Source organism: Rothia endophytica, assembly GCF_928381505.1.
Classification (GTDB): Bacteria; Actinomycetota; Actinomycetes; order Actinomycetales; family Micrococcaceae; genus Rothia; species Rothia endophytica_A.
In genome coordinates this window covers 1-24186 of sequence record NZ_CAKMSJ010000007.1, presented here as the reverse complement: position 1 = coordinate 24186, position 24186 = coordinate 1, and the positions used below count along the sequence as shown (strand labels likewise).

At 52.8% G+C, this 24186-nt stretch carries 23 protein-coding genes and 1 pseudogene; 19 read left to right on the top strand and 5 right to left on the bottom strand.

From position 1 onward, the window contains the following. The first annotated feature begins 16 nt into the window (after window positions 1-16). The 9 genes from L6990_RS08795 to L6990_RS08755 all read left to right on the top strand — a co-directional run bounded on the left by L6990_RS08795 (window position 17) and on the right by L6990_RS08755 (window position 6355). Window positions 17-370 (top strand): TM2 domain-containing protein, encoded by a 354-nt coding sequence (locus tag L6990_RS08795; protein WP_237203749.1) that lies wholly within the window; start codon window positions 17-19, stop codon window positions 368-370. Between the two features lie 195 nt (window positions 371-565). Then, complete coding sequence (gene rpsF, locus L6990_RS08790) at window positions 566-871, top strand: 30S ribosomal protein S6 (protein WP_237203748.1); 306 nt, start codon at window positions 566-568, stop codon at window positions 869-871. A 113-nt stretch (window positions 872-984) separates the two neighbouring features. Continuing rightward, complete coding sequence (locus L6990_RS08785) at window positions 985-1662, top strand: single-stranded DNA-binding protein (RefSeq protein ID WP_237203747.1); 678 nt, start codon at window positions 985-987, stop codon at window positions 1660-1662. Between the two features lie 106 nt (window positions 1663-1768). Next, window positions 1769-2005, top strand: coding sequence for a 30S ribosomal protein S18 (rpsR, locus tag L6990_RS08780; RefSeq protein WP_237203746.1), 237 nt, complete (start codon window positions 1769-1771; stop codon window positions 2003-2005). Window positions 2006-2028: 23 nt separating this feature from the next. Further along, window positions 2029-2478: a 50S ribosomal protein L9 gene (rplI, locus tag L6990_RS08775; protein WP_237203745.1), complete on the top strand. Its 450-nt coding sequence runs from the start codon at window positions 2029-2031 to the stop codon at window positions 2476-2478. Window positions 2479-2647: 169 nt separating this feature from the next. Beyond that, window positions 2648-2971, top strand: a complete 324-nt coding sequence (locus L6990_RS08770) for a hypothetical protein (RefSeq protein WP_237203744.1) — start codon at window positions 2648-2650, stop codon at window positions 2969-2971. Window positions 2972-3271: 300 nt separating this feature from the next. Continuing rightward, window positions 3272-4555: a DUF418 domain-containing protein gene (locus tag L6990_RS08765; protein ID WP_237203743.1), complete on the top strand. Its 1284-nt coding sequence runs from the start codon at window positions 3272-3274 to the stop codon at window positions 4553-4555. A gap of 121 nt (window positions 4556-4676) precedes the next feature. Then, complete coding sequence (locus L6990_RS08760) at window positions 4677-4991, top strand: DMT family transporter (RefSeq protein ID WP_237203742.1); 315 nt, start codon at window positions 4677-4679, stop codon at window positions 4989-4991. Between the two features lie 209 nt (window positions 4992-5200). Next, a complete protein-coding gene (locus L6990_RS08755; RefSeq protein ID WP_237203741.1) occupies window positions 5201-6355 on the top strand; it encodes a glycerate kinase in 1155 nt (384 codons plus the stop codon). A 68-nt stretch (window positions 6356-6423) separates the two neighbouring features. Here the strand turns inward: L6990_RS08755 and L6990_RS08750 are convergent, their stop codons facing one another. From L6990_RS08750 to L6990_RS08740, 3 genes are all read right to left on the bottom strand, one after another. Further along, complete coding sequence (locus tag L6990_RS08750; RefSeq protein WP_237203740.1) at window positions 6424-7479, bottom strand: ABC transporter substrate-binding protein; 1056 nt, start codon at window positions 7477-7479, stop codon at window positions 6424-6426. 103 nt (window positions 7480-7582) lie between these two features. After that, complete coding sequence (locus L6990_RS08745; RefSeq protein ID WP_237203739.1) at window positions 7583-8506, bottom strand: siderophore-interacting protein; 924 nt, start codon at window positions 8504-8506, stop codon at window positions 7583-7585. A 385-nt stretch (window positions 8507-8891) separates the two neighbouring features. Beyond that, entirely contained in the window at window positions 8892-9671 is a 780-nt protein-coding gene (locus tag L6990_RS08740) for a transposase (protein WP_237203738.1), read from the bottom strand. Window positions 9672-9841: 170 nt separating this feature from the next. Here L6990_RS08740 and L6990_RS08735 point away from each other — a divergent pair, with 170 nt between their 5' ends. The 3 genes from L6990_RS08735 (at window position 9842) to tet(M) (ending at window position 13847) form a co-directional block, all read left to right on the top strand. After that, window positions 9842-10714 (top strand): bifunctional lytic transglycosylase/C40 family peptidase, encoded by an 873-nt coding sequence (locus L6990_RS08735; protein WP_440480497.1) that lies wholly within the window; start codon window positions 9842-9844, stop codon window positions 10712-10714. 14 nt (window positions 10715-10728) lie between these two features. Then, entirely contained in the window at window positions 10729-11643 is a 915-nt protein-coding gene (locus tag L6990_RS08730; protein ID WP_021390945.1) for a conjugal transfer protein, read from the top strand. A 284-nt stretch (window positions 11644-11927) separates the two neighbouring features. After that, window positions 11928-13847: a tetracycline resistance ribosomal protection protein Tet(M) gene (gene tet(M), locus L6990_RS08725; protein WP_237203737.1), complete on the top strand. Its 1920-nt coding sequence runs from the start codon at window positions 11928-11930 to the stop codon at window positions 13845-13847. 109 nt (window positions 13848-13956) lie between these two features. On the opposite strand, the gene L6990_RS08720 is transcribed toward tet(M), so the two are convergent. Continuing rightward, complete coding sequence (locus L6990_RS08720) at window positions 13957-14736, bottom strand: transposase (RefSeq protein WP_237203736.1); 780 nt, start codon at window positions 14734-14736, stop codon at window positions 13957-13959. A 268-nt stretch (window positions 14737-15004) separates the two neighbouring features. On the opposite strand from L6990_RS08720, the gene L6990_RS08715 reads away from it, so the two are divergent. The 7 genes from L6990_RS08715 to L6990_RS08685 all read left to right on the top strand — a co-directional run bounded on the left by L6990_RS08715 (window position 15005) and on the right by L6990_RS08685 (window position 22722). Beyond that, the gene (locus L6990_RS08715) at window positions 15005-15337 is read left to right on the top strand and encodes a hypothetical protein (RefSeq protein WP_237203735.1); all 333 of its coding nucleotides are present in this window, start codon (window positions 15005-15007) and stop codon (window positions 15335-15337) included. A gap of 197 nt (window positions 15338-15534) precedes the next feature. Further along, entirely contained in the window at window positions 15535-18144 is a 2610-nt protein-coding gene (gene dnaB / locus L6990_RS08710) for a replicative DNA helicase (protein ID WP_237203734.1), read from the top strand. Window positions 18145-18240: 96 nt separating this feature from the next. Beyond that, entirely contained in the window at window positions 18241-18939 is a 699-nt protein-coding gene (locus L6990_RS08705) for a DNA alkylation repair protein (protein ID WP_237203733.1), read from the top strand. 24 nt (window positions 18940-18963) lie between these two features. Further along, the gene (locus tag L6990_RS08700; protein WP_237203732.1) at window positions 18964-19833 is read left to right on the top strand and encodes a uroporphyrinogen-III synthase; all 870 of its coding nucleotides are present in this window, start codon (window positions 18964-18966) and stop codon (window positions 19831-19833) included. Beyond that, window positions 19830-20387, top strand: a complete 558-nt coding sequence (locus tag L6990_RS08695) for a DUF421 domain-containing protein (protein ID WP_237203731.1) — start codon at window positions 19830-19832, stop codon at window positions 20385-20387. Before L6990_RS08700 ends, L6990_RS08695 begins: the two co-directional genes overlap by 4 nt. Before the next feature lie 78 nt (window positions 20388-20465). Then, entirely contained in the window at window positions 20466-21908 is a 1443-nt protein-coding gene (locus tag L6990_RS08690; RefSeq protein ID WP_237203730.1) for a sensor histidine kinase, read from the top strand. Window positions 21909-22005: 97 nt separating this feature from the next. Further along, entirely contained in the window at window positions 22006-22722 is a 717-nt protein-coding gene (locus L6990_RS08685; RefSeq protein ID WP_237203729.1) for a response regulator transcription factor, read from the top strand. 28 nt (window positions 22723-22750) lie between these two features. Here L6990_RS08685 and L6990_RS08680 read toward each other — a convergent pair. Then, window positions 22751-23738: pseudogene (locus tag L6990_RS08680) on the bottom strand (LLM class flavin-dependent oxidoreductase). Between the last annotated feature and the right edge of the window lie 448 nt (window positions 23739-24186).

Sequence of the window (24186 nt, the reverse complement as noted above, 5' to 3'; positions counted from 1 at the left end):
ACTAAGGCAGGAGCCCATGACCGGTCAACCCGAACACTACCGCCCCACCCCTCTCAATAATGGAGGTCGTGCGCAGAGCTTTGCCCAAGGCCAGCCGGTATATATCGTTCAGGCTAAGTCGGCGGTTGTTGCCTACCTTTTGCTCATTTTCTTCTGGTGGCTGGGTGCTCACAAGTTCTACCTGCGCCAGCCTTTTATGGGTATCACCTACATTGTGCTCAACCTGATCGCCGGTGGACTCTTTGCTCTGCTTCCGGTTATTTTCTGGATAGCCTACGTGCCGATTGTGTTGATGTTTATCTGGGATCTCTTCACCATGCCCATCCGTATTGGTTTCATCAACTCACTGGCAAGCCAGCGCGGCTACTAAACCCTCCGCATATTGCGGTAAAGGTGCTGTGAGCTACACCCAAAAAGCTGTGCCACATCTGCCCAAAAGCCGCGCACTCCTGTAATGTTAAGCGAGTCTGTGCCGCACTCGGCCAATCCCCGTTTGCGCCAGGCCGTACGTAATCTCCTGCTATGGAAATCCCATAGCCGCTTAGCCCAAAGGAGGGGTTCAATCATGCGTGCATACGAACTGATGGTTATCCTCAACCCTGAGGTAGAGGACAAGGCTGTAGAGCCCACCCTCTCCAAGTTCCTTGAAATCATCACCAAGGACAACGGCACCATTGACAACATGGACATCTGGGGCCGCCGCCGTCTGGCATACGAAATCCAGAAGAAGGCTGAAGGCATCTACGCAGTAGTTAACTTCACCGCAACCCCCGAGACTGCAGCAGAGCTGGACCGCGTTCTTAACCTGAACGAATCCGTTATGCGCACCAAGATCATCCGCCCGGAAGATCAGAAGGTCTCAGCCAAGTAAGTCTCTTACCCTTCTGAAATTTTTACGGGTAGGTCACTAAAATGTCAGACCCCCGTGCAATACTCAGAAGCACGACACTTATTTGAACAAAATCTTACGACTGGAGGCATCATATGGCTGGCGATACCGTCATTACCGTTATCGGTAACCTGACCGGCGATCCTGAGCTGCGCTTCACCCCCAACGGGGCAGCGGTAGCTAACTTCACGATCGCATCGACTCCCCGCAACTTCGACCGCGCATCGGGCGAGTGGAAAGAGGGCGAAACCCTCTTTTTGCGAGCTTCAGTGTGGCGTGAAGCTGCAGAGAACGTCGCCGAGACCCTCAAGAAGGGCATGCGCGTTATTGCGCAGGGCCGTTTGAAGTCTCGCTCGTACGAAACCAAAGAAGGCGAACGCCGCACCAGCATGGAGCTTGAGATCGAAGAAATCGGTCCCTCACTCCGCTTCGCGTCAGCCAACGTCAACCGCAATCAGCGCAACTCCGGGGGTGACTTCGGTGGCGGCGCCGGCGGTTTTGGCGGCGGGTCTGACTTCAACCAGGGCGGCGGCTTCAACGCTGGCGCTCAGAGCGGATTCTCTGGCGGCAACGGTTACTCCAATGCTGGCTACGGCCAGCAACAGGGCGGTCAGGGTGGCTACGGCGCACCTGCTCAACAGCAGCAGAATGCACCGCAGGCAGCTCCTGCCGCCGCACCGCAGTCACCGGCACCTCAGGCTGATCCCTGGGGCGCCCAGTCCGGCGGTAACTACGACTGGGGTAGCGGCGCTGACGACGAGCCCCCCTTCTAAACCTAGCTTTTAGAGGAACGCTCCTAGCGTCCCCTTCACACCAAGAAAATTTATCCACCATCCCGCGGCTCATCCCGCGGGCTCCCAACCAAGAAGGAGCACCACGATGGCTAAGGCTGAACTCCGTAAGCCCAAACCCAAGCAGAACCCGCTCAAGGCTGCAGACGTCACCGTAATCGACTACAAGGACGTCGCACTTCTGCGTAAGTTCATCTCTGATCGCGGCAAGATCCGTGCTCGTCGCGTTACTGGCGTAACCGTTCAGGAACAGCGCAAGATTGCTCTGGCAATCAAGAACGCACGCGAAGTTGCACTGCTGCCCTACTCCGGCTCAGGCCGCTAAGAAAAGAAGGAAAGTAGAAGAACATGGCTAAGATCATTCTTACTCAGGAAGTCACCGGTCTCGGTGCTGCTGGCGATGTCGTTACCGTAAAGAACGGCTACGCCCGTAACTACCTGCTGCCCCGCGGCTTCGCAGTCACCTGGACTGTTGGCGGCGAGCGTCAGGTTGAGTCAATCCGTGCAGCTCGTGCAGCACGTGTAAAGGCTAACCTTGAGGACGCAAAGGCAACTGCTGCAGCTCTTGCTGGCAAGCACGTTGTTGTTTCCCACAAGGCTGGCGCTGACGGCCGCCTCTTCGGCACCGTCAAGGCTGAGCACGTTGCTGACGCTATTGCAGCAGCTGGCGCAGGTGATGTTGACAAGCGCACCATCAACCTCGGTTCCGCTATTAAGCGCACCGGCTCATACACCGTCACCGTGCGTCTGCACGAAGACGTTGTTGCCAACGTTGAACTGGACGTTGTAGCTGCGTAATTACTCTTATGAGTAGTTACTAGGCTTCACGCTTAGGCTTCAGAAGACACCCCGGCACCCTTGATGGGGGCCGGGGTGTTTTGTTTTGTCTGTGCTCTTTTTCTCGAGACAGCTCATCTGTTGAGGGTGAGATTGGGTGTTTTGGGTTGGGTTTGGCATGCTAGAGGGTATGCATTCTTCTACCAATGCCGCTCGCAGGCCACGCAAAGCGCCGAGCACCCAGATGTTGATTGCTGCTGTGGTGACTGAAGTAGTTGCTGTTCTTAGTTTGGTCTTAGCATTTACTGTTAATGTTGGTTCGCCGTCTACGGTGTTAGCAACTTTCTTGGGGCTCATGATTGTTAGCGTGCTGGCAGCAACCCTGGCGTTTATTCTGGCCCTCACGGGGCTCATCCGGTATTCACGGTACGGAAGCTGGTTTCTTAGCGTGCTGGTGGTCTCTGTGCTGGCTAATCCGGTGCTGTGGCTCTTTCTGATAGGCACTTTCTTCTAATAACTCTTCTTAAAACACTCAGCTTCTTATCAGGTAACTCCAAAGCAGGTATAAGCATAAGCCTGTTAAATAGAGGTAACGGTTCGAAAGAATCAAGAAGCGAATGTGTGTGCTTCAGTAGCAGGTAATGCTGAACCTGTGAACAAGAGCGGTGAGACCGGTATGGGGGTCTCACCGTTTTTTGTTTTAATGTCCCCCTCCTAGTTCCTCCTGGTGGGGGAGGTCTTACCCTGTGGTAGCACCATAGACTGGAGGTAACTTCTATGAAAGGTACCAGCCATGCACACCAGGGAAGACCAGATGCGCACTCTACCTCCAGCACAAACTTCGTCACCGTCAGCGGTTTTAGTGAGTCAGCGGCGCATGGTGGTGCCTGATATCGCTCGTGGTGTCATGCTCTGGGGCATTGCAATAGCAAATGTTGCCACTGCGTGGGTCGTGACCGGCGGGGGCCAAATGACTACCACCGGGCGCGTCGTTGATGGTAGCTGGTGGGACGCCCTCGCCATCATGTTCACCACCTCCTTTGTTCACTCCCGCGGCTTCCCGATGTTTGCCACTTTGCTGGGATTTGGCCTGGGAATCATTGCAATGAGCCTTTATCGCCGAGGTTACCCGCTGGGCGCTGCCCGCGGTGTGTTAGCGCGGCGCTACGGTTTGCTGTCTGTCTTTGGTGTTCTGCACGCCATCTTTCTCTTCTGGGGCGATATCATGGTTGCCTATGGCTTGCTGGGGCTTGTTCTCGTCACCCTGATTGCCGTACGGACCAAAATCTTGCTGTGGATAGCCGGATCTATGTTCACACTGAATTGTTTGATGGGTGCGGTGGGGTCATTGCTAGTGACCTCAGTTTTAGGGAGTGACTGGCTCTCATCGTCAGCGGATGCAGAACTGCTCCTGGGGTCCGCTGAAACCTACGGTGGGGTCATGCTCACCGGTCTGCTCTTTATGCTGATGAATCTACTCGGTTTCCCGGTGCAAGCTTTTATGCTCTTACCTTTGGTCATTATTGGTTTTGTGGCTGCGCGTGAGGGCGTGCTGGCTGATCCTGCACGCCATAGGAAGGTGCTGGTCTGGGCGGCTACTTTTGGGGCAGTGGTTGCTGTGGGCACGGGCGTCCCTGCGGGCCTTGAATCAATCGGTGTGCTGGATACCGGTATCTTTGCGGTGCTGACCATGACCCTGGGTACGGCTGCTGGTCCCGGCTTTATCGCTCTTCTTGCCCTGCTGCTGAACGGTGTACAGCAGAAAGCGGACGCCGGGCAAAAACTCTCAGCTCCACTATGGGCGCTAGCTGCTCTGGGGCGTCGTTCCATGACCGGTTACGTGCTGCAGTCCGTTATCTTCTTGATCGTTTTTGCTCCCTTTGCCCTGGGGCTTTTCGCACATGCGGGTGCCGGACTACTCTTGCTGGTGGGTACCGGCGGTTGGCTACTGACCCTCGGCTTTGCTTGCCTGCTTGAAGCAATGGGTAAGAAGGGGCCCTTTGAGGCGGTTCACCGCCGGCTATCTTATGGCAAGAAGGGGCTGGCCCGTCAGTGGGTGCCGCCTCAGTACCCCTCGGCGCCCTCGCCCTCTCTCTAAGTGAAGGCTTGCTAGACTGAATGAGCCTGGACGAGGGAGCCGTACCCGGTCTGCCACCGCTACTGAGCGGGCAGTAAAGCACGACGGCCACTAACCTTTCTTCTCATCGTAAGGAGTAGCCGTGCACTGGCTCATTCTCGTCATTTCTGGTCTTTTTGAAGCGGTATGGGCAACTGCCCTGGGAAAATCTGAGGGCCTCACACGCCTAACGCCTTCCCTGGTTTTTGTGGTGGGGCTGGTGCTCAGCATGCTGGGTCTTGCCTACGCGATGCGGGAGCTGCCTACGGGCACTGCCTATGCGGTGTGGGTGGGAATTGGGGCCACAGTGACCGTTCTTTACGCCATGGCAACAGGGACTGAACCGGTATCTCTTGCCAAAATGCTTTTCTTGCTGATGATCATTTCGGGCATTGTGGGGCTGAAACTGGTTTCCTAGCTTCTGCACAGGTGGATTTATGCTGGTGCACAAACAGCCCTGCCATACTTGAAGTACAAGGTTCGAGAGAGCTTCAAGAAAATGTGTGTTTCTTGCATGAGTGTCTTTTCATGTGTATGTGTGTGTAGTAGAAAACGCCTTGCCGGCAGTACAGCTGGCAGGGCGTTTTCTCATTAACCGGTAGCTGGTAAGCGGGCATAATGAGGTGCATGGACGTTTTAATTGCAGTTGATAAATTTAAGGGAACCCTCAGCGGCAAGGATCTTGCAGAAACTCTAGCTACCGGCATGAGGCGGATTGATAGGTCGCTGAACCCAGTGATCTGCCCGATTGCTGACGGTGGGGACGGTACGGTAGATGCTGCTCTCGCCGCTGGCTATACCGAGGTGACGTGCCAGGTGACCGGCCCTCTCCCGTCCATTGAGGGCCTGGCTCAGGTTGAGGCGCGGTATGCCTTTGACGAGTCAACATTGACCGCAGTGATAGAAATTGCTGAAGCTGCGGGTATTTGGCGTCTACGTCAGGACCAGCTGGACACCTGGAATGCCACCTCCTACGGGGCTGGCGAACTGGTGCGTCACGCCTTGGGGTTGGGCGCTAAAACCCTGGTTATTGGTGTGGGAGGGTCTGCCACCACCGACGGCGGTGCTGGTCTCATGCAGGCACTGGGCGCCTCCTTGAGGGGTGCCGACGGGCAGGAGCTTATCCCTGGCGGTGGTGCTCTTGAGCCCCTGGATGCCCTAGACTTTTCTGGTCTTGACGCGCGGCTGGGTGAGGTTCAGATTTTTGTTGCCTGCGATGTTACCAACCCCCTGACCGGTAGCAATGGGGCGGCCGCGATTTATGGGCCCCAGAAGGGCGCCAGTGAAGAACAGGTGAAACTGCTCGACCAAAATCTGCAAAAACTAGCTTCAGCAGTTGAGCAAGAACTTAATGTTTCACGTGGAACCTACGCCGATGCCCCCGGTGCGGGTGCTGCCGGTGGGCTGGGCTTTGCCTGCCTATCGGTGCTGGGTGCCACCATGCGCCCTGGCACAGAGGTCTGTTTCGAACTAACTGGGTTTACCCAAAAACTACCCGCGGCGGACATCGTCATTACCGGGGAGGGTAAGTTGGATGCCCAAACTCTGCAGGGTAAAGGCCCCGCGGGGGTGGCGCGAGACGCTAAGGCGCAGGGGAAAACGGTGCTTGCCGTCTGCGGGCTCAACGAGCTAGAAGAGGACGCCTGGAGGCAGGCGGGCTTTGATGCCGTCTATTCGGTCGTGGGTACCGGAGCCAGCCTCGAAGAGTCCTTGGCTGACCCGCGCCGTTTTGTGGAGCAACTCGGTGAGGCAATCGCCAGCGACTACCTCACCGGTCGCTAAGAAATGGGCGGCACTCGTGCCAGTGATGCGCCCCTAGTGCCCACCCAGCGTAGGTTAGAACGCCGTTCTTAGGCGGCGCGAGTGTGTGCCACTGCGTCAGCTAGATCTTCCAAGAGATCGGTCTCTTCAAGAACCCAGATGACCGAGAGCGGGGAGGCGGCAGATAGGGCAAGCCCCGGGTGCTTGTCATCTTCAAAAATCACCGCGTCGTTCTTGAGAGCGGGCATCTGAGCAAAGAGCTTGTTCTCACGCACTGCTTCTTCTTCATCGGAAGAATTAGTCCAGGCCCACAGGGCATCACACTCTACGGTATCGAGTACCTCAGAAGAAATGTTCAAGAAAACGGATTCAGCCCCGGCCTCATGCTCCACAATGTAGGGTGCATTAACCATGCCCAGCGATTCAAAGAACTGCGGGCGTGAATCCTTGGAGGTGTAAGCGCCAAAGGTGTTCTGCTCCGCATCAAAGTAACCCGCCATGAAGCTAGCTCCCTTGATGGTGGGGAAGTCTTCAACCTTCTGCGCTATCAGCTTTTCGGTATCTTCGATAACTCGAGCGGCGTCGTCCTCACGGCGCAGCATGGCACCCGCCATTTCAAGACACTGCTGCCAGCTGGTTTCATAAGCCCCTACTCCCTCAGGAGCCGGGACCACCGGGGCAATCGCGGTCAGCTTGTCATAGACCTCCTGGGAGGTATCGCCGTAGGGCACGAAAATGGCGTCCGGCTCAAGCTTTGCCAGCTCTTCATAGTTGGGGCCATCGGTTTCTGAGTAACGGGTGATGTCATCAAGTTTTCCACCCAGCTCAGACAGCTTGGCTTCGAACCAATCCGTGGAGTCGTTACTGTTCTGGCCCCAGCTCACCAGCGGGACACCCGCCGGAATAACCCCCAGAGCCAGCAGAACGTCGGGGTTCTTCCAGGGCTGCACCACGGCAATGCGCTGAGGCACCTGCTTGAAGGTTGTGCTGCCGAAGGCATGCTTGACGGTATATTCACCACCGGTATCTGCAGATGGTGCGGTGGAGTTCGCCGAATCGCCTGACCCGGTGGAACAGGCTGAGAGCAGTCCAGCGGTGGCAGTAGCTAGTGAGAGCTGCAAAAAGCGAGCGCGTGAAATCTTCATCGATTCTCCTGATGTATAAGGTTTACCTAAACCAGAAGAAACTATAACCTAATTTCTTCAGGAAAAATGCGACGTCCTGTCACCAAAAGTCTCTCTGGTTGATTTATTTGCGTTTCCAGTAGCCCTTAGAATAACCGTGCCCCTTAGGCATTTTCAGCTCCTTGCGTACCCAACTGCGTAGAGGTTGAAGAGAGGTGCTCTCACCGGCAAGCCATGCAAAGATGCTGCCCTGGGGTAGGGGATATCCTTGTACCGCCGTGGCTAGAGCCCCGACTTGAAGGGAATCTACCCAGATTACTTCGACACCGGGCGGCAGTTTTAGGTTCTGGCGGGACGCTGTGCCCGGCACCTCGATGAAGAGCGCACCGCGGGCGTCCTTAGGTAAGCCCTCCGCCCATCGAGCCATACCCGGCAGCCCCGTCTCGTCCCCGGCCATCAAGTAAAAATCGTAAGCTCCACCGGTGCGGTAGCCAGACTTCGCCCCTACGACATGCATGATGTCTCCGACTGCTACATTCCGAGCCCAGGTGGTGCCTGCTCCACGCTCATGCAGAACGATGTTGATTTCAAGCTCACCGGTTTCTGTGTTGTGCTGGCGTACCGTGTATTTGGTGCTACTGATGGGTTGATCCCATGCTGGCTTCTTTCCCTCAGTGCGCGGCTCAGGTAATACCTCACCAGACTTTCCTGTAATTACATAAATATATTCACCGAGCAACCCCTGAATATCAGCCTTCAGTTCACTGGCAGGGACGCCCGCCACGCGAATCACGGTGGGAGTTAGCTGCTGCACGTTACTCACCCGGTACTGCGCATACCTGGGGCTATATTTACCGCGCTCTAGAGGAGGCGGATAAATAGCGGTCCACGCGCTCGCGGTGATGGAGGGAGCCGGAACCCCACTGCTCGTGTCAGAAAAAGCAAGGACCTGTTGAAGTTGTTCTAACTGCTGGGCAAGATCCTTCTGGTCTTTACTGAGCTTTTTTATCTTCTGGCGCAGCTCTTTAAGCTCTTTATTCTTACCCACGGGGTTACCCTTTCACCGGTTTCTATTGTGACCCTAGCCTTATGTTCTGGGTATCTGCAAGGTGTTGATATTTTCATACCGGGGTCTGATGCGTTTCCCCTAGAAGAGCTCTTACCCTTATAGGTAAAGGGAAGGAGTCGCATATGTCTAAAGACTTTTCTGCCACCGGGTTGAAGCCTAATCGAGTGAGAAATCCGGTTGATGCTGCGGTATCTTTCCTCATATGGGGTGGTACTATCTGCACTCTCATCAGTGGGGTGCTCTTCCTTATTCCCCAGCTAACGGGAGAGGCAGCGCTTGGTGCTTTCTCTGGCCTGACTGCCTTCGCCGACGCAATACTCTGGGCTCTGATGATCTCCACACTGGTACAAGTAGCCAGTGAGGCTTATTCAAAATTCTCTCCAGCAGCCAAAAACACCAACCCCCGCACCACCGAAAACACCCGCCCATACAACCCCAACGGCCGCCTGAACCCAGTGTGCAAAACCCGCCAAGTCTTAATCTGAGCGATAACCCTCTCCACCACCGACCGCAGCCGATTCAGCACCCGGTTATTCCGCTTCTGCTCCCGGCTCAGCCGTTGGCCCGGCTTACGCCTGGCCGGGGTAGCCAACCCCAGACCCACATAGCCCTTATCAGCCAGAGTCGAGGAATCCAGCAGCTTATCAAGACCATGTGCTCTGAAAGCATGAGCATCATGCCTAGCCCCAGGCAACGGGTCAGTAATGGCCAGGAGCCTACCGTCAAGGGTGCAGATGACTTGGTGGTTGAATCCGGCTCGTTTGTGCTTTCCAGAGAAATTTGTTTCACCAAGTGAACGCCAATTCCAGGTGGGTATCAGGGTCCCATCGATGACCAAAGATCCTGGTACTTTGAGGCTTTCTTTCAGGGGCTTGCTGAGCGGCTTGAGGATTGTTTCGAGTGCTTTTTCAATGGTGTTGATAGCCCGTGAAATAGTTGGTTGGGAGGCAGTGAATAGCTCGGCAAGAAGTTCTTCGGTGAGATTGTGCCGGTGGTAGAGCAGGGTGACTTTGAGGGCTTGGTTGAGGGTTAGTGCTGGTGGTCTACCTCTGCTGATGGGTGTCCAGGTGGTGTGGTTTTTGAGGACAGTGAGCAGTGTGGCGAATTGGGTTGGGGTCAGGCCGGTGGTACGGTGGTGGTGCAACGGTTCCTCCGGTGCGGTGCTGAGAATATTACTGGCGTTTTATCCTCTAGGTTGCCGCGTGGTGGGGCCGTTGTCTAGTTGGTGGGTTGGATTTTTGAATAAGCCTCTTTGTTGCCATTTTATTTTCAGATGAACAAGATGGCGGTTTTTCAAACATTCACTATGGCGGTGTGAATGTTTCCGCAGAAGTGCTGGCTCATAAGCCTATGGTAGAAAAATACGCTAGAGAATATGGCATTGAAGAATACGTTAATGTACTGCTTGCTATTATACAGGTGGAATCGGGCGGTACTGCCGAAGATGTTATGCAGTCCTCGGAATCCCTTGGTCTACCACCCAATTCATTGAGTACAGAAGAATCTATCAAGCAAGGTGTGAAGTATTTCAGTGAATTATTAGCCAGTAGAGATAGGCTCGGTGTGGATTTGGAATCGGTTATTCAGTCCTACAATTATGGCGGTGGCTTCTTAGGGTATGTGGCTAATCGTGGAAACAAATATACCTTTGAACTGGCTCAAAGTTTCTCTAAGGAATATTCAGACGGCGAAAAAGTGTCCTATCCCAATCCAATAGCCATACCCATCAATGGGGGCTGGCGATATAACTATGGCAATATGTTTTATGTTCAGCTTGTTACGCAGTATCTTGTCACAACTCAATTTAATGATAATACGGTACAAGCCATCATGGACGAAGCACTGAAATATGAGGGTTGGAAGTATGTCTATGGCGGAGCTTCCCCGACTACTTCATTTGATTGTAGCGGACTGACACAATGGACGTATGGCAAAGCTGGGATTAAATTACCACGAACCGCACAACAACAATATGATGTGACCCAACATATCCCACTATCCGAAGCAAAAGCTGGCGATTTGGTTTTCTTTCATTCTACCTATAACGCTGGCTCTTATATTACTCATATCGGGATTTATTTAGGCGATAATCGAATGTTTCACGCAGGAGACCCTATCGGCTATGCCGACTTAACAAGCTCCTATTGGCAACAGCATTTAGTAGGAGCAGGACGAATCAAACAATGAGAAAGGAAGATTCAATGATGAAATTCAGAAAAAATCAGAATAAAGAAAAACAGATACCAAAGGAAAAGAAACCTCGTATCTACAAAGTCAATCCTCGTAAAAAGGTTGTGATTGGCTTATGGGTGCTTTTAGGGCTTAGTTTCAGCTTTGCAATATTTAAGCACTTTACAGCCGTTGATACCCACACCATTCACGAAACAACCATCATAGAAAAGGAATATGTTGATACTCATAATGTAGAAAATTTTGTAGAGAACTTTGCGAAAGTTTACTATTCATGGGAACTAAACGACCAGTCCATTGATAATCGTATGGAAAACTTAAAAGCCTATCTGACAGAGGAACTTCAAGCTCTCAATATTGATACAGTCCGAAAGGATATTCCTGTATCGTCTTCTGTAAGAGGGGTTCAGATATGGATGGTAAAAGCAGATGGCGAAAACCAGTTTGATGTGACCTATAGTGTAGACCAGTTGATTACAGAGGGGGAAAATATAAAGACCGTCCATTCTGCTTATGAAGTGACAGTCTATGTAGATGGTTCTGGAAATATGGTACTGACTAAAAACCCGACCATTACCAGCATACCTAAGAAATCAGACTATAAACCAAAAGTCATTGAAAGTGATGGTACAGTTGATTCCATTATGACAAATGAAATCATTGAGTTTCTAACGACATTCTTCAAGCTCTATCCTACAGCAACAGCGAGTGAACTTTCTTACTATGTGAATGATGGTATTTTGAAATCTATCGGAAAAGATTATATTTTTCAAGAACTCGTGAATCCTATCTACAATCGTAAAGATAATCAAGTCACGGTATCACTGACAGTAAAGTATCTCGACCAGCAGACCAAAGCAACGCAAGTATCTCAATTTGATTTGGTGCTAGAAAAAGTAGGAAATAACTGGAAGATTATAAAATAACTTTTAGTACATGGTTATAGCTATTTTGTAACCACGTTCTCCTTTGACAAAAAATCGGATATATCTTTACAAATATACTCTTATGTGCTAAACTTAATATAAGTATATAAAAGGAGTTAATAAATATGCGGCAAGGTATTCTTAAATAAACTGTCAATTTGATAGTGGGAACAAATAATTAGATGTCCCTTTTTAGGAGGGGTTAGTTTTTTGTACCAAGTGATAAGAGTATCTGTCACTAGGATTTTTTATGCCTTTTTGGCTTTTGAATGGAGGAAAATCACATGAAAATTATTAATATTGGAATTTTAGCTCATGTTGATGCAGGAAAAACTACCTTAACAGAAAGCTTATTATATAACAGTGGAGCGATTACAGAATTAGGAAGCGTGGACAAAGGTACAACGAGGACGGATAATACGCTTTTAGAACGTCAGAGAGGAATTACAATTCAGACAGGAATAACCTCTTTTCAGTGGGAAAATACGAAGGTGAACATCATAGACACGCCAGGACATATGGATTTCTTAGCAGAAGTATATCGTTCATTATCAGTTTTAGATGGGGCAATTCTACTGATTTCTGCAAAAGATGGCGTACAAGCACAAACTCGTATATTATTTCATGCACTTAGGAAAATGGGGATTCCCACAATCTTTTTTATCAATAAGATTGACCAAAATGGAATTGATTTATCAACGGTTTATCAGGATATTAAAGAGAAACTTTCTATGGAAATTATAATCAAACAGAAAGTAGAGCTGCACCCTAATATTTGTGTGATGAGCTGTACGGAACCTGAGCAATGGGATGTGGTAATAGAAGGAAATGATTATCTTTTGGAGAAATATACACTTGGGAAATCATTGGAGATATTAGAACTCGAACAAGAGGAAATCAGAAGATTTCAGAATTGCTCCTTGTACCCTGTTTATCATGGAAGCGCAAAAAGCAACATAGGGATTGAGCAGCTTATAGAAGTGATAACGAATAAATTTTATTCATCAACATACAGAAAGAAGTCTGAACTTTGCGGAATTGTCTTCAAAATTGAATATTCGGAAGAAAGACAACGTCTTGCATATGTACGCCTTTATGGCGGAATCCTGCATTTGCGGGATTCGGTTAGAATACCGGAAAAGGAAAAAATAAAAATTACAGAAATGTATACTTCAATAAATGGTGAATTATGTAAAATTGATAAGGCTTATTCCGGGGAAATTGTTATTTTGCAAAATGAGTTTTTGAAGCTAAATAGTGTTCTTGGAGATACAAAGCTATTGCCACAGAGAGAGAGAATTGAAAATCCGCTCCCTCTGCTGCAAACAACTGTTGAACCGAGCAAACCTCAACAAAGGGAAATGTTACTTGATGCACTTTTAGAAATCTCCGACAGTGACCCGCTTCTACAATATTATGTGGATTCTACGACACATGAAATCATACTTTCTTTCTTAGGGAAAGTACAAATGGAAGTGACTTGTGCTCTATTGCAAGAAAAGTATCATGTGGAGGTAAAAATAAAAAAGCCTACAGTCATTTATATGGAAAGACCGTTAAAAAAAGCAGAGTATACCATTCACATCGAAGTGCCACCGAATCCCTTCTGGGCTTCCATTGGTCTTTCTGTAGAACCGCTTCCATTAGGGAGCGGAGTACAGTATGAGAGCTCGGTTTCTCTTGGATACTTAAATCAATCGTTTCAAAATGCAGTTATGGAAGGGATACGATATGGCTGTGAACAAGGATTGTATGGTTGGAATGTGACGGACTGTAAAATCTGTTTTAAGTATGGCTTATACTATAGCCCTGTTAGTACCCCAGCAGATTTTCGGATGCTTGCTCCTATTGTATTGGAACAAGTTTTAAAAAAAGCTGGAACAGAATTGTTAGAGCCATATCTTAGTTTTAAAATTTATGCACCACAAGAATATCTTTCACGAGCATATAACAATGCTCCTAAATATTGTGCGAACATCGTAGACACTCAACTGAAAAATAATGAGGTCATTCTTAGTGGAGAAATTCCTGCTCGGTGTATTCAAGAATATCGTAATGATTTAACTTTCTTTACAAATGGACGTAGCGTTTGTTTAACAGAGTTAAAAGGATATCAGGTTACCACTGGCGAACCTGTTTGCCGGCCCCGTCGTCCAAATAGTCGGATAGATAAAGTACGATATATGTTCAATAAAATAACTTAGCACATTTTATATTGTTATATAAATGTGGCTTCTTGTTAAACGAAACGAGATGAAATATTCTTTAATACAGATTTGAATTAAATGTAAAGGAGAAGATAATTATTGAGGCTTATTCAAAATTCTCTCCAGCAGCCAAAAACACCAACCCCCGCACCACCGAAAACACCCGCCCATACAACCCCAACGGCCGCCTGAACCCAGTGTGCAAAACCCGCCAAGTCTTAATCTGAGCGATAACCCTCTCCACCACCGACCGCAGCCGATTCAGCACCCGGTTATTCCGCTTCTGCTCCCGACTCAGCCGCACACCAGGCTTACGCCTGGCCGGGGTAGCCAACCCCAGACCCACATAGCCCTTATCAGCCAGAGTCGAGGAATCCAGCAGCTTATCAAGACCATGTGCTCTGAAAGCATGAGCATCATGCCTAGCCCCAGGCAACGGGTCAGTAATGGCCAGGAGCCTACCGTCAAGGGTGCAGATGACTTGGTGGTTGAATCCGGCTCGTTTGTGCTTTCCAGAGAAATTTGTTTTACCAAGTGAACGCCAATTCCAGGTGGGTATCAGGGTCCCATCGATGACCAAAGATCCTGGTACTTTGAGGCTTTCTTTCAGGGGCTTGCTGAGCGGCTTGAGGATTGTTTCGAGTGCTTTTTCAATGGTGTTGATAGCCCGTGAAATAGTTGGTTGGGAGGCAGTGAATAGCTCGGCAAGAAGTTCTTCGGTGAGATTGTGCCGGTGGTAGAGCAGGGTGACTTTGAGGGCTTGGTTGAGGGTTAGTGCTGGTGGTCTACCTCTGCTGATGGGTGTCCAGGTGGTGTGGTTTTTGAGGACAGTGAGCAGTGTGGCGAATTGGGTTGGGGTCAGGCCGGTGGTACGGTGGTGGTGCAACGGTTCCTCCGGTGCGGTGCTGAGAATATTACTGGCGTTTTATCCTCTAGGTTGCCGCGTGGTGGGGCCGTTGTCTAGTTGGTGGGTTGGATTTTTGAATAAGCCTCAGTGTTCTCCTGGGTCTGCTACGGGTCTATGCAGGTACATCCTCCACTAGTATCCGGGCAGGTATCTGGCTAGCTCCGCTGCTGTCTACCGCCCTCATGGTGGGAGCCTCCGGTGTCTTTATCTTTCTCATGACTGGAGGCCTGAAAATCGGAGGTATCTCATGACTGCCCCTGCTAGCGCTCGTCCGTATACTCGTCCGTCAGGTTCCTGGATGGGCTATCTAGGGCTAGTGCTTATGATCCCCAGTTTCTTCCACGTCACCGTGGGCTCTCTGGGCTTATTGTTAGGGTGGGACATCGGCTGGCGTTACATTGAATTTATTGGCGATGATATGGGTCTTACCTATGCTCTGGCTGTTTTTCTGACCCTGCCCGGCTATCTCTTGACCGTCGCAGCGCTCCTGCGGGGGCACCGTAAAATCCTCTTCTTACTGGGCGCCATGGCAGCGAACCTGCTGGTGGCTGCTCTAGTGATTTTTTACATGCTGGTCTAGTCACCAAGGTTTTCTTACTCTTGAAAAAGGACGCCGCCTGATACCCCGAAGCCCGGATGGTGGTGAGCAAGTTCAGTCGGTCTGCGGTTGAAAAAAGGGGTTAAAAGCGCACCCTTTATACCTCTTTGGGTAGAGAACTTTGGCGGGCCAGGTGAGATGATAGAGGTTCATCAAAGATCGTATATAAGGGGTTTGCCGTGTCTGAAAGCCAGTCTGAGTTTGTTCGTACTCCACCGCACGATGACACCGCCGAACAGTCGGTGCTGGGCGGCATGATGCTGTCTAAGGACGCTATCGCTGACGTTGTTGAGGTCATTGGTGGTGGCGCTGATTTCTATAAACCTGCCCACGAGAGTATCTATGAGGCCATTATTCACCTCTATGGGCACGGCGAACCTGCTGATGCGATTACGGTTGCCGATGAGCTGACCAAGCGCGGTGAGCTGAACCGGGTGGGTGGCGCAGCCTACCTGCACAGCCTGATCGCCAGCGTCCCTACAGCCGCTAACGCTGGTTTTTATGCCGAAATTGTTGCAGAGCGCGCCATGCTGCGCCGCCTGGTGGAGGCTGGCACCAAGATTGTGCAGATTGGTTACAGTGGCGACGGTGAAGCTGAGGACCTGGTCAACCAGGCGCAGGCTGAGATTTACGGTGTCTCGGGCAATAACACCAAAGAAGATTATGTGGTGCTGTCTGAGGCAATGAACTCCACGGTTGATGAAATTGAGGCTAACGGCTCTCGTGCTGGCGGCATCCACGGTGTACCCACCGGCTTCATCGAGTTTGATGAGCTCACCGCCGGTCTGCAGGCGGGCCAGATGATCGTTATTGCAGCCCGCCCGGCCATGGGCAAGGCGCTGGCCCTAGACACTCCTATCCCCACACCTACTGGCTGGACAACCATGGGCGATATTCGCGTAGGCGATACCGTTCTGGGGGCTGATGGCCACCCCACCCGCGTCATCAATGCCACCGATGTGATGATCGGTCGCCCTTGTTACCGCGTCACTTTTGATGATGGCACCGAGATTATTGCGGATGCTGAGCATCAGTGGCTTACCCATACCCGTGCTTCGCGGCGTGCTCACTATAAGGTTGCAGCAGGTTCTGTTAGCTCTGAGGTAAGCACCCTGGAAGGTGCCCAGGTGCGCACTACAGCAGAAATCCAAAGCACCCTGCGATGCCAGACTGCGGATCGCCGCATCAACCATTCGGTGACTAATGCCAAGGCACTTCAACTGCCTGAGGTTTCCTTGCCGGTCGCCCCCTACACCTTAGGCATGTGGCTGGGGGACGGCGCGGCTGCTACTGCCAGGGTTACGACTGCAGATGCGGAGGTGCTTGAACGCATAGAAGCAGAAGGTTATGCGACCCGGTGCGTGCAGGGCATTACCTATTCTGTGCACCTGCACCCTGAACTTCGTGAGTTTGAGCGTGAATGCGTAGTCTGTGGGGAAGGTTTTGTCGGCCGTGACCGCAACGTTACTACCTGTTCGCGCACCTGCGGGGGGCGTCGGGAGGTGCTGTATGCCCCTCAGGCTGCTGCTACTTGCATTGATTGCGGTGGTCGCTGCACTAGTGGCCTGCGTTGCATTAGCTGCCACCGTTCTTCTGCAAGCGTCCAGGGCCGCCTTCGTGCGTTAGGTGTGTTGGGTAATAAACACATCCCGGTGCAGTATCTGCGTGCTTCGGAGTCCCAACGGAGGGCTTTGTTGGCTGGTTTGCTAGATAGCGACGGCACCGTCACCAATGCGGGCTGTGTTCAGTTCGCTGTGACCAACAAGCAGCTTGCTATGGACTTTCAGGAACTTGCACACTCCCTGGGCTACCGTACCGGTTTGCGAGGTAAGAGGGTAAAAGGACGTTCAGATGAAACCTCTGTGCTGTACAAGGTCACTTTCTCTACCGCTGATACGGTCTTCCACCTGGAACGAAAGAACCAGATGCATCGAGAGCGCGACGCCCGTCCCACGGCCAAGCGCACCTCTCGATTCATTGTGGGAGTGGAGCCCACCGAATCAGTGCCCGTTCGCTGTATCGAAGTGGACAATGACCACCACCTCTTCTTGGCGTCCAGAGCTTTTGTTCCGACCCATAACTCTACTTTCGCTCTAGATATCGCTAGGTCAGCGGCTATTAAGCACAATATGACCACCGTTTTCTTCTCCCTGGAAATGGGCCGCAATGAGATTGCGATGAAGATTCTCTCTGCTGAGGCGGGCATCAACCTATCCGATTTGCGTAAGGGCAAGCTGGACGATGACCAGTGGGCAAAAATTGCTACGGCCATGGGCAAGATGGACAGCGCCCCACTCTTTATCGACGATTCACCCAACATGACCCTCATGGAAATTCGCGCTAAGGCCCGCCGCCTCAAGCAGAAGAATAACCTCAAGCTGATTGTGCTGGACTACCTGCAGCTGATGAGCTCGGGTAAGAAAGTTGAATCGCGTCAGCAGGAAGTCTCCGAGTTCTCGCGTGCTCTGAAGCTGATGGCTAAGGAGCTCGAGGTGCCGGTCATTGCCCTGTCACAGCTTAACCGTGGCTCTGAGCAACGTACGGACAAGAAGCCGCAGGTTTCAGACCTTCGCGAAAGTGGATCCATAGAGCAAGATGCGGATATGGTGGTCCTTCTGCACCGTGAGGACTACTACGAGAAAGAGTCCACGCGCGCTGGTGAAGCTGACGTGATTGTGGCTAAGCACCGTAACGGCCCCACCAAGACCATTGCGGTTGCTTTCCAGGGCCACTACTCCCGTTTTGCCAATATGGTGCACGATTCCTACGGCGGGTCAGAGAGCTTCTAGCCCCGCATCCACCGTTTTGGGCATCGTTCGTTCCACTGGCTGTGTACTAGTTATGTACATATGGAACGAACGATGCCACTTTTGTAGAGGAACTCTATGAACTTCACTGACCACGTCCAGGTTTTTGAACAAGTCGCTGCTCAGATGCGGGTGCAGAACCCCGACCAGGCACCGGGTATGAAGGCTTATATGCGCCACCAATTTGAGTTCTTGGGGCTGCCCACCCCGATGCGTCGTGACCTGCTCAAACCCTTTCTCATTGAGGGTAAGAAAGAGGTGAAGGTGAGCGGCATAAACCGCAGTTTCGTTGAAGCCTGCTGGGCGAGAGACGAACGCGAGTTCCAGTACAACGCTCTGGACTACTTGGCAGCGGTCAAAAAGTATCTTGAGCCTGAAGACGTCGACTGGCTACGCGACCTGGCAGAGACCAAGAGCTGGTGGGATACCGTCGACCGCATCGACGTCTTGGTGGGGGAGGTTCTCTGGCATAACCCCAACGATGCCCTGATTCTTTCCTGGGCAAAGGACCAGAATTTTTGGGTGCGCCGCATTGCTATCAACCATCAGCGCCCCCGTAAGCAGAACACCAACACCGCGTTGCTCGAAAAAATTCTCATCATGAACTTCGGTTCCACGGAGTTCTTTATTAACAAGGCGATTGGCTGGGCGCTACGCGAATACTCAAAAACTGACCCCACTTGGGTGGCTGACTTCATTACCCGTCACAGCCAGCGCATGGCCCCTCTGAGCATCCGTGAGGGCGCTAAGCGGCTACCTGAAAACCTCAAAAGATAAGGATGTGGGCGGTACGGTAGAGGTATGAGCACTTTTGATCCTCTCAAGCACCAGGTGGAAACCGCGGGCGTCCTCGCCGGTAAAACCATCGGTATTACCGCCTCCCGCAAGGCTGAAGAACAGGCTGCAGCTTTTGAGCGTAGCGGGGCGCAGGTTCTGCTGGCTCCTACCGTACGGATCGTGCCGGTTGAAGATGATGCTGCTCTTTTAGAAGTAACTGAACAGGTTATTGCCCACCCACCGCAGGTTCTCTTAGTGACCACTGGTTACGGGCTGAACGGTTGGCTAGAGGCGGCGCGCGCTCGCGGGCTTGAGGCGGATCTTTTGGCGGCTTTAGAAGGTGCTGAGATTTTGGTGCGTGGCGCTAAAGGTAGGGGAGCGGTGCGTGCCCTGAGCTGGCAGGACGCCGGCATGGCAGCAGAGGAACGCACCTCGGCGCTGGTGGATTTGGCGCTAGAGCGCGGTGTTGCCGGCAAGCACGTAGTCATTCAGCAGCACGGTTCACCGGACGCCGCGCAGGAAGACCGCCTGGTTCGGGCGGGTGCCACGGTGACTGCAGCGGTGCCCCACCGGTGGGAAGTCCCCGAAGAACCTCAGAAGGTTCAGCGGCTTCTTGAGGAAACTCTTGCTGGGCGGGTGGATGCCATTACTTTCACTGCTGCCCCGGCGGTAGTTGCTCTTTTTGATGCTGCCCGCACTGCCGGCGTCCTAGATGCTCTGGTGCAGAAGTTTAAGGCTTCGGTGATTGCAGCCTCTGTAGGGCCAGTGACCTCTGAGCCGCTAGAGGCTGAGGGGATTACTCCGCTAGCTCCTGAACGCTACCGCTTGGGTGCCCTGATTAAAGAACTCACCGGCGCTCTCTCAACATCGGATGCTCGGGGCGAGCAGGCATGACTCCACCGCAGGGCTGGTCAGAAACACTGATTGAATATTTAGGCATCGAGCTCTGGCGTATTCCCATCGTCATGCTGTCAGCTGCCGGTATTTACTGCGCCTTTCTGGTGCTGGTGCGCATCTTTGGGGTGCGGGTGCTGAGCGGTTGGAACGGTTTTGATGCGGTCATCATTATTATGTTTGGCGCGGTTGCTGGCCGCGTGATTATTGGCCACCCACCTACCCTTGCTGCCGGTGTGGTGGGTCTGGGCACCCTCATGGTGTTAGAGAGTATTTTTGGCGCCTTCCAATCGGTGACCGGCATCCGCCAGCTACACCACAAGCCACGGGTCATTATGGCTCATGGAAGGTTCGTGGTCCGCAACCTCAAACGCACGCACCTCGCCCCGGCGGAGGTCTATATGGCGCTCCGCAAGGCAGGTATTTCTCGGATGGATCAGGTGCAGTGCGTCATTCTTGAAGCCACCGGCCATCTCAGCATCATTCGTGAGGGTGAGACTATCGACCCGCAGCTCTTGCGCGGGGTGGTGGGCGCCGACCGGGTGCAAAGGTAGAGCTAGGTCTACCCAGCGGTTTCTAAGAGTAGAGCCCGCCCCACTGTGCAACTGCCCACTGGGCGAAAGAATAGAAGCATGACAAGCGAACACACCTTTACATCCCCATCACCTGCTCCTTCAGACCCCACCCCTTCAGACACCGCCGCTCATCTCCCGAGCGCCGGCCAAGCAACGGGCGATACAGCGTCCGCGCCGCAGCACCTCAATAGCACCTGGCGTCGCCTTGCCAGCCCTCTCTACATTTTCAGTACTACACCATGGACAGCGCTTGCTGTGCTCGTGGTGCAGGGGCTGATTGCCACGGCTTTCATTACTGTTACAGCCAGCATTATCGGCGTCCTGGCACTTCCCCTCATCGCTATCGGCTTTGGCTACTATGAGCGCTGGCGTCTGAAAGCAACCGGTTTCGGGCTTATACCCAACGGCCATGTGAACTTCCCCGATAATAGGGGTTTCGATCAGCTGCTCTTCCGCTACAAGGAGGTTGCTACTTGGCGGGAGGTTGGCTCGCTGCTTATCACCACTCTGTGGGGTAGTGTTGCCGGCGTTCTGGTGATCTTGCAGGTGGCGGCCATTGGTTCCCTGGCGTGGCTGGGTTACCTCATTGGTCAGGCGCAGCAGGTCTATCGTCTTTCTGAAGGGGTTAACATCTTTGACTCTTTCGTTGCCACACCTACCTCCCCCGAAGTGATGGCCTCTAACGGCTATTCACTAATCGACCCAGCCCTCTGGTGGGTTCCAGTGGCGGTTATCCCTTTTGCTCTTGTTCTTTTCGCTTACCTTAACGGTGTACTAGCGGCCAGCGGTGCCAGCCTATCCAAGCTGGTTCTCTCTCCTCGTCCTGAGGAATTCGAGCGTCAGACTGCCAAACTGGCAGAGTCCCGTACCAAGATTGTCGATGCCTTTGAGGGAGAACGCCGCCGCATTGAACGTAACTTGCACGACGGTGTGCAGCAGGAGCTGGTCAACCTTAACCTGCGCCTGGGTCTGGCGGAACTAGAGGCGAAGAATCTAGCTGCTGAAACCAACAGCGAAAGAGCTGATGCGGTACACGGGCATATCGTGCAGGCTCGCACTCAGCTATCCCACGCTCAGACCACCCTGCGTGACACGGTCCGCGGTATTTACCCGGCTGTCCTTGAAGACCACGGCCTGCGTGCAGCTTTAGAGGAGCTGACCCGACACAGCGTCCTGCCCCTGCATCTGGTCTATGATGCTCCCGCTCGTCTGCCCCGCGACATTGAGCGCACCGCCTACTACACAGTCAATGAAGCGCTGACCAATACGGTCAAGCATGCTGTTGCTTCCCGTCTAGTGGTCACTGTGCACCAGTCCGGTGATTCACTAGTCGTGATTTCTGAGGACGATGGCCGCGGTGGAGCTACCTCAGATGCTGGCACTGGTCTATCCGGTCTAACGGAGCGTGCAGCTGCAATTGGCGGCACAGTGCAGGTGACCTCACCGGTAGAAGGTGGCACCCGCATCACTCTGACGCTTCCCCTACTAGCTCGATCCTAATCACCCCAAACCCCTTGCAGGTGGTGTTTCGTACGAAGCACCATCTGCTCGGGCATGTAAAACTCGTTCTAAGACCGCCTACCGAAGGGCCCCAGCTATGCGTATCATCCTTGCCGAAGACTCCACCCTCCTGCGGGAGGGGCTGAAGATGGTCTTGGGCGCCCTTGGGCATACTGTAGTTGCTGAAGTAGCAGATGCCCCGGCGCTCCTTGCAGCCGTTACCGCCTCAGCTTCGCAGACCCCCTCCGCCCCTGCGGTAGATGCGGTCATTACCGATGTGCGCATGCCGCCTACCCATACTTCAGACGGTTTGAAGGCAGCCTTGCAGCTCCGAGAGACCTATCCGGAGCTTCCCATCCTGGTGCTCTCGCAGTACATCACCACCGCTTACGCCCGGGAGCTTTTTGCCAGCGGAGCTGCTGGCCTTGGATACCTTCTCAAGGACAGGGTGGGTGACATCGAAGAGTTCGCCTCGGCTCTCGAGACCGTGATTTCCGGTGGCACCATCATTGACCCGGACGTTGTGCAGCACCTACTAGGTGGGGGCACCTCTAATTCCGGTTTGGCTACTTCTGAAGCTGACAAGCCCACAGCAGGGCACAGCGGCGGTGCGCTCGCAGCCCTTTCGCCGCGCGAGCTGGAGATTCTCAGGTTGATGGCACAGGGCTGTTCTAACGCTGAGATTGAAGCTACCCTGTTTATTTCCCCGGCAACTGTGGCGAAGCACGTGGGGAATATCTTCGACAAGCTAGGGCTACCAGCTGATACCGGTAACCGGCGGGTGCGCGCCGTCCTGGCTTTTTTGAAGGGCTAGCTACATCTAAGGGGTAGACCCCGGCGGTTTATGCCCGGTGAATCATTGCCTCAGCAAGAATTTCCAGCCCGCGGTGTGCCTGCTCAGTGCTGGGCGAGAGGTTAGAAATCATGATTTCATCTGCCTGCACCATGCCTGCAAAGCGGGTGAGGTAGTCGCGAACGTCCTCTGCGGTTCCCAGGGCTGTGTAGCGCAGCATTTCTAGAATTTGCTGCCCCTGGGCTGAGTGCACCAGTAAAATCGAGCTGGGCATCCGTCATTTCTTGGTCGCCACGGTTCATCATGGCTTTCACGCGTTGGCGGTGGGACACTACCTGCTGTGCTTTAGCCTCGTCCATGCTGTCTGCGGCAATGACGTTAGCTGCTGCGATGACGTAGGGTTCCGCCAGCTGTTCTGAGGGCTGGAAGCGGTCACGGTAGACCCTGATAGCAGCTTCTAGGTGGGTGGGCGCAAAGTGGGAGGCAAAGGCATAGGGCAGACCAAGAGCGGCAGCAAGGGATGCCCCAAAGAGGGATGATCCCAGGATGTAGAGGGGCACATGGGTGCCGTTTCCGGGAGTTGCGTAGACACCGGGGATTTGGGTGTTGCCCGTTAGGTAGCCCTGTAGTTCTTTGACGTCCTGAGGGAAGCGTTCAGCATCATTGGGGCTGCGGCGCAGAGCTTGCAGGGTGCGCATATCGGTGCCGGGCGCGCGGCCTAGCCCCAGGTCGATGCGTTCGGGATACATTTCAGCGAGGGTGCCGAACTGCTCAGCGATAGTAAGAGGTGCATGGTTGGGGAGCATGACTCCGCCCGCGCCCAGGCGGATTGTTGAGGTATGGGCACCTACGTGAGCAATCAGCACGGCAGGTGCTGAGGAGGCGATGGTCTTCATGTTGTGGTGCTCTGCGTACCAGATTCGTTCGTAGCCTAGCTTCTCTGCCAGCTGTGCCATTTCTACGGATCTCTTAAAACTGTCTGCCGGGCGCTCCCCGGGAAAGATTGAGGCGAAGTCTAATAACGATAGGACGGTCATAGTGGTGCTCCTTATGAGGTACTGGGGTGTATGTCTTTGTAACGCTGGTGTGGGTCCCTACATTCCTGGGAGCTAGAGAGTGTGCAGTGTTTTGGCTGGCTCTGGGTGAAATAGAGACGGATTTTGGGGCTTAGAGGGAGGGAATCAGGGCTCTAGGGAGAAATTTTGAAGAAATTCTTATGTACTAGGTCATAGATTTAAGCCATAGACCCACCCCACACCAACTCTCTGACTAGTGCAAATGAGCGGCACCCGCACCCCGTTGCCACCCAAAACCACCCTTGAAGGGCCCCTGGTGGAGCAAAAAGCCCATTTTTCGATTTGCGCCCCTGTTTGAACCTGCGTAAAGTATTACCAGTCGCCGCGGCACAGGGAGAAAAACCCGAGAGCCACGGGCCGACAAAACGCCTAATCACATAGTGTTTCCCACTGCTTGAAGAACAAGAGG

What these genes read in the sequence shown, in the direction of transcription:
- L6990_RS08795 (WP_237203749.1), top strand. Translation starts at nt 17, where the DNA reads ATGACCGGTCAACCCGAACACTACCGCCCCACCCCTCTCAATAATGGA.
- rpsF (WP_237203748.1), top strand. Translation starts at nt 566, where the DNA reads ATGCGTGCATACGAACTGATGGTTATCCTCAACCCTGAGGTAGAGGAC.
- L6990_RS08785 (WP_237203747.1), top strand. Translation starts at nt 985, where the DNA reads ATGGCTGGCGATACCGTCATTACCGTTATCGGTAACCTGACCGGCGAT.
- rpsR (WP_237203746.1), top strand. Translation starts at nt 1,769, where the DNA reads ATGGCTAAGGCTGAACTCCGTAAGCCCAAACCCAAGCAGAACCCGCTC.
- rplI (WP_237203745.1), top strand. Translation starts at nt 2,029, where the DNA reads ATGGCTAAGATCATTCTTACTCAGGAAGTCACCGGTCTCGGTGCTGCT.
- L6990_RS08770 (WP_237203744.1), top strand. Translation starts at nt 2,648, where the DNA reads ATGCATTCTTCTACCAATGCCGCTCGCAGGCCACGCAAAGCGCCGAGC.
- L6990_RS08765 (WP_237203743.1), top strand. Translation starts at nt 3,272, where the DNA reads ATGCGCACTCTACCTCCAGCACAAACTTCGTCACCGTCAGCGGTTTTA.
- L6990_RS08755 (WP_237203741.1), top strand. Translation starts at nt 5,201, where the DNA reads ATGGACGTTTTAATTGCAGTTGATAAATTTAAGGGAACCCTCAGCGGC.
- L6990_RS08750 (WP_237203740.1), bottom strand. Translation starts at nt 7,479, where the DNA reads ATGAAGATTTCACGCGCTCGCTTTTTGCAGCTCTCACTAGCTACTGCC.
- L6990_RS08730 (WP_021390945.1), top strand. Translation starts at nt 10,729, where the DNA reads ATGATGAAATTCAGAAAAAATCAGAATAAAGAAAAACAGATACCAAAG.
- L6990_RS08715 (WP_237203735.1), top strand. Translation starts at nt 15,005, where the DNA reads ATGACTGCCCCTGCTAGCGCTCGTCCGTATACTCGTCCGTCAGGTTCC.
- L6990_RS08705 (WP_237203733.1), top strand. Translation starts at nt 18,241, where the DNA reads ATGAACTTCACTGACCACGTCCAGGTTTTTGAACAAGTCGCTGCTCAG.
- L6990_RS08700 (WP_237203732.1), top strand. Translation starts at nt 18,964, where the DNA reads ATGAGCACTTTTGATCCTCTCAAGCACCAGGTGGAAACCGCGGGCGTC.
- L6990_RS08695 (WP_237203731.1), top strand. Translation starts at nt 19,830, where the DNA reads ATGACTCCACCGCAGGGCTGGTCAGAAACACTGATTGAATATTTAGGC.
- L6990_RS08690 (WP_237203730.1), top strand. Translation starts at nt 20,466, where the DNA reads ATGACAAGCGAACACACCTTTACATCCCCATCACCTGCTCCTTCAGAC.
- L6990_RS08685 (WP_237203729.1), top strand. Translation starts at nt 22,006, where the DNA reads ATGCGTATCATCCTTGCCGAAGACTCCACCCTCCTGCGGGAGGGGCTG.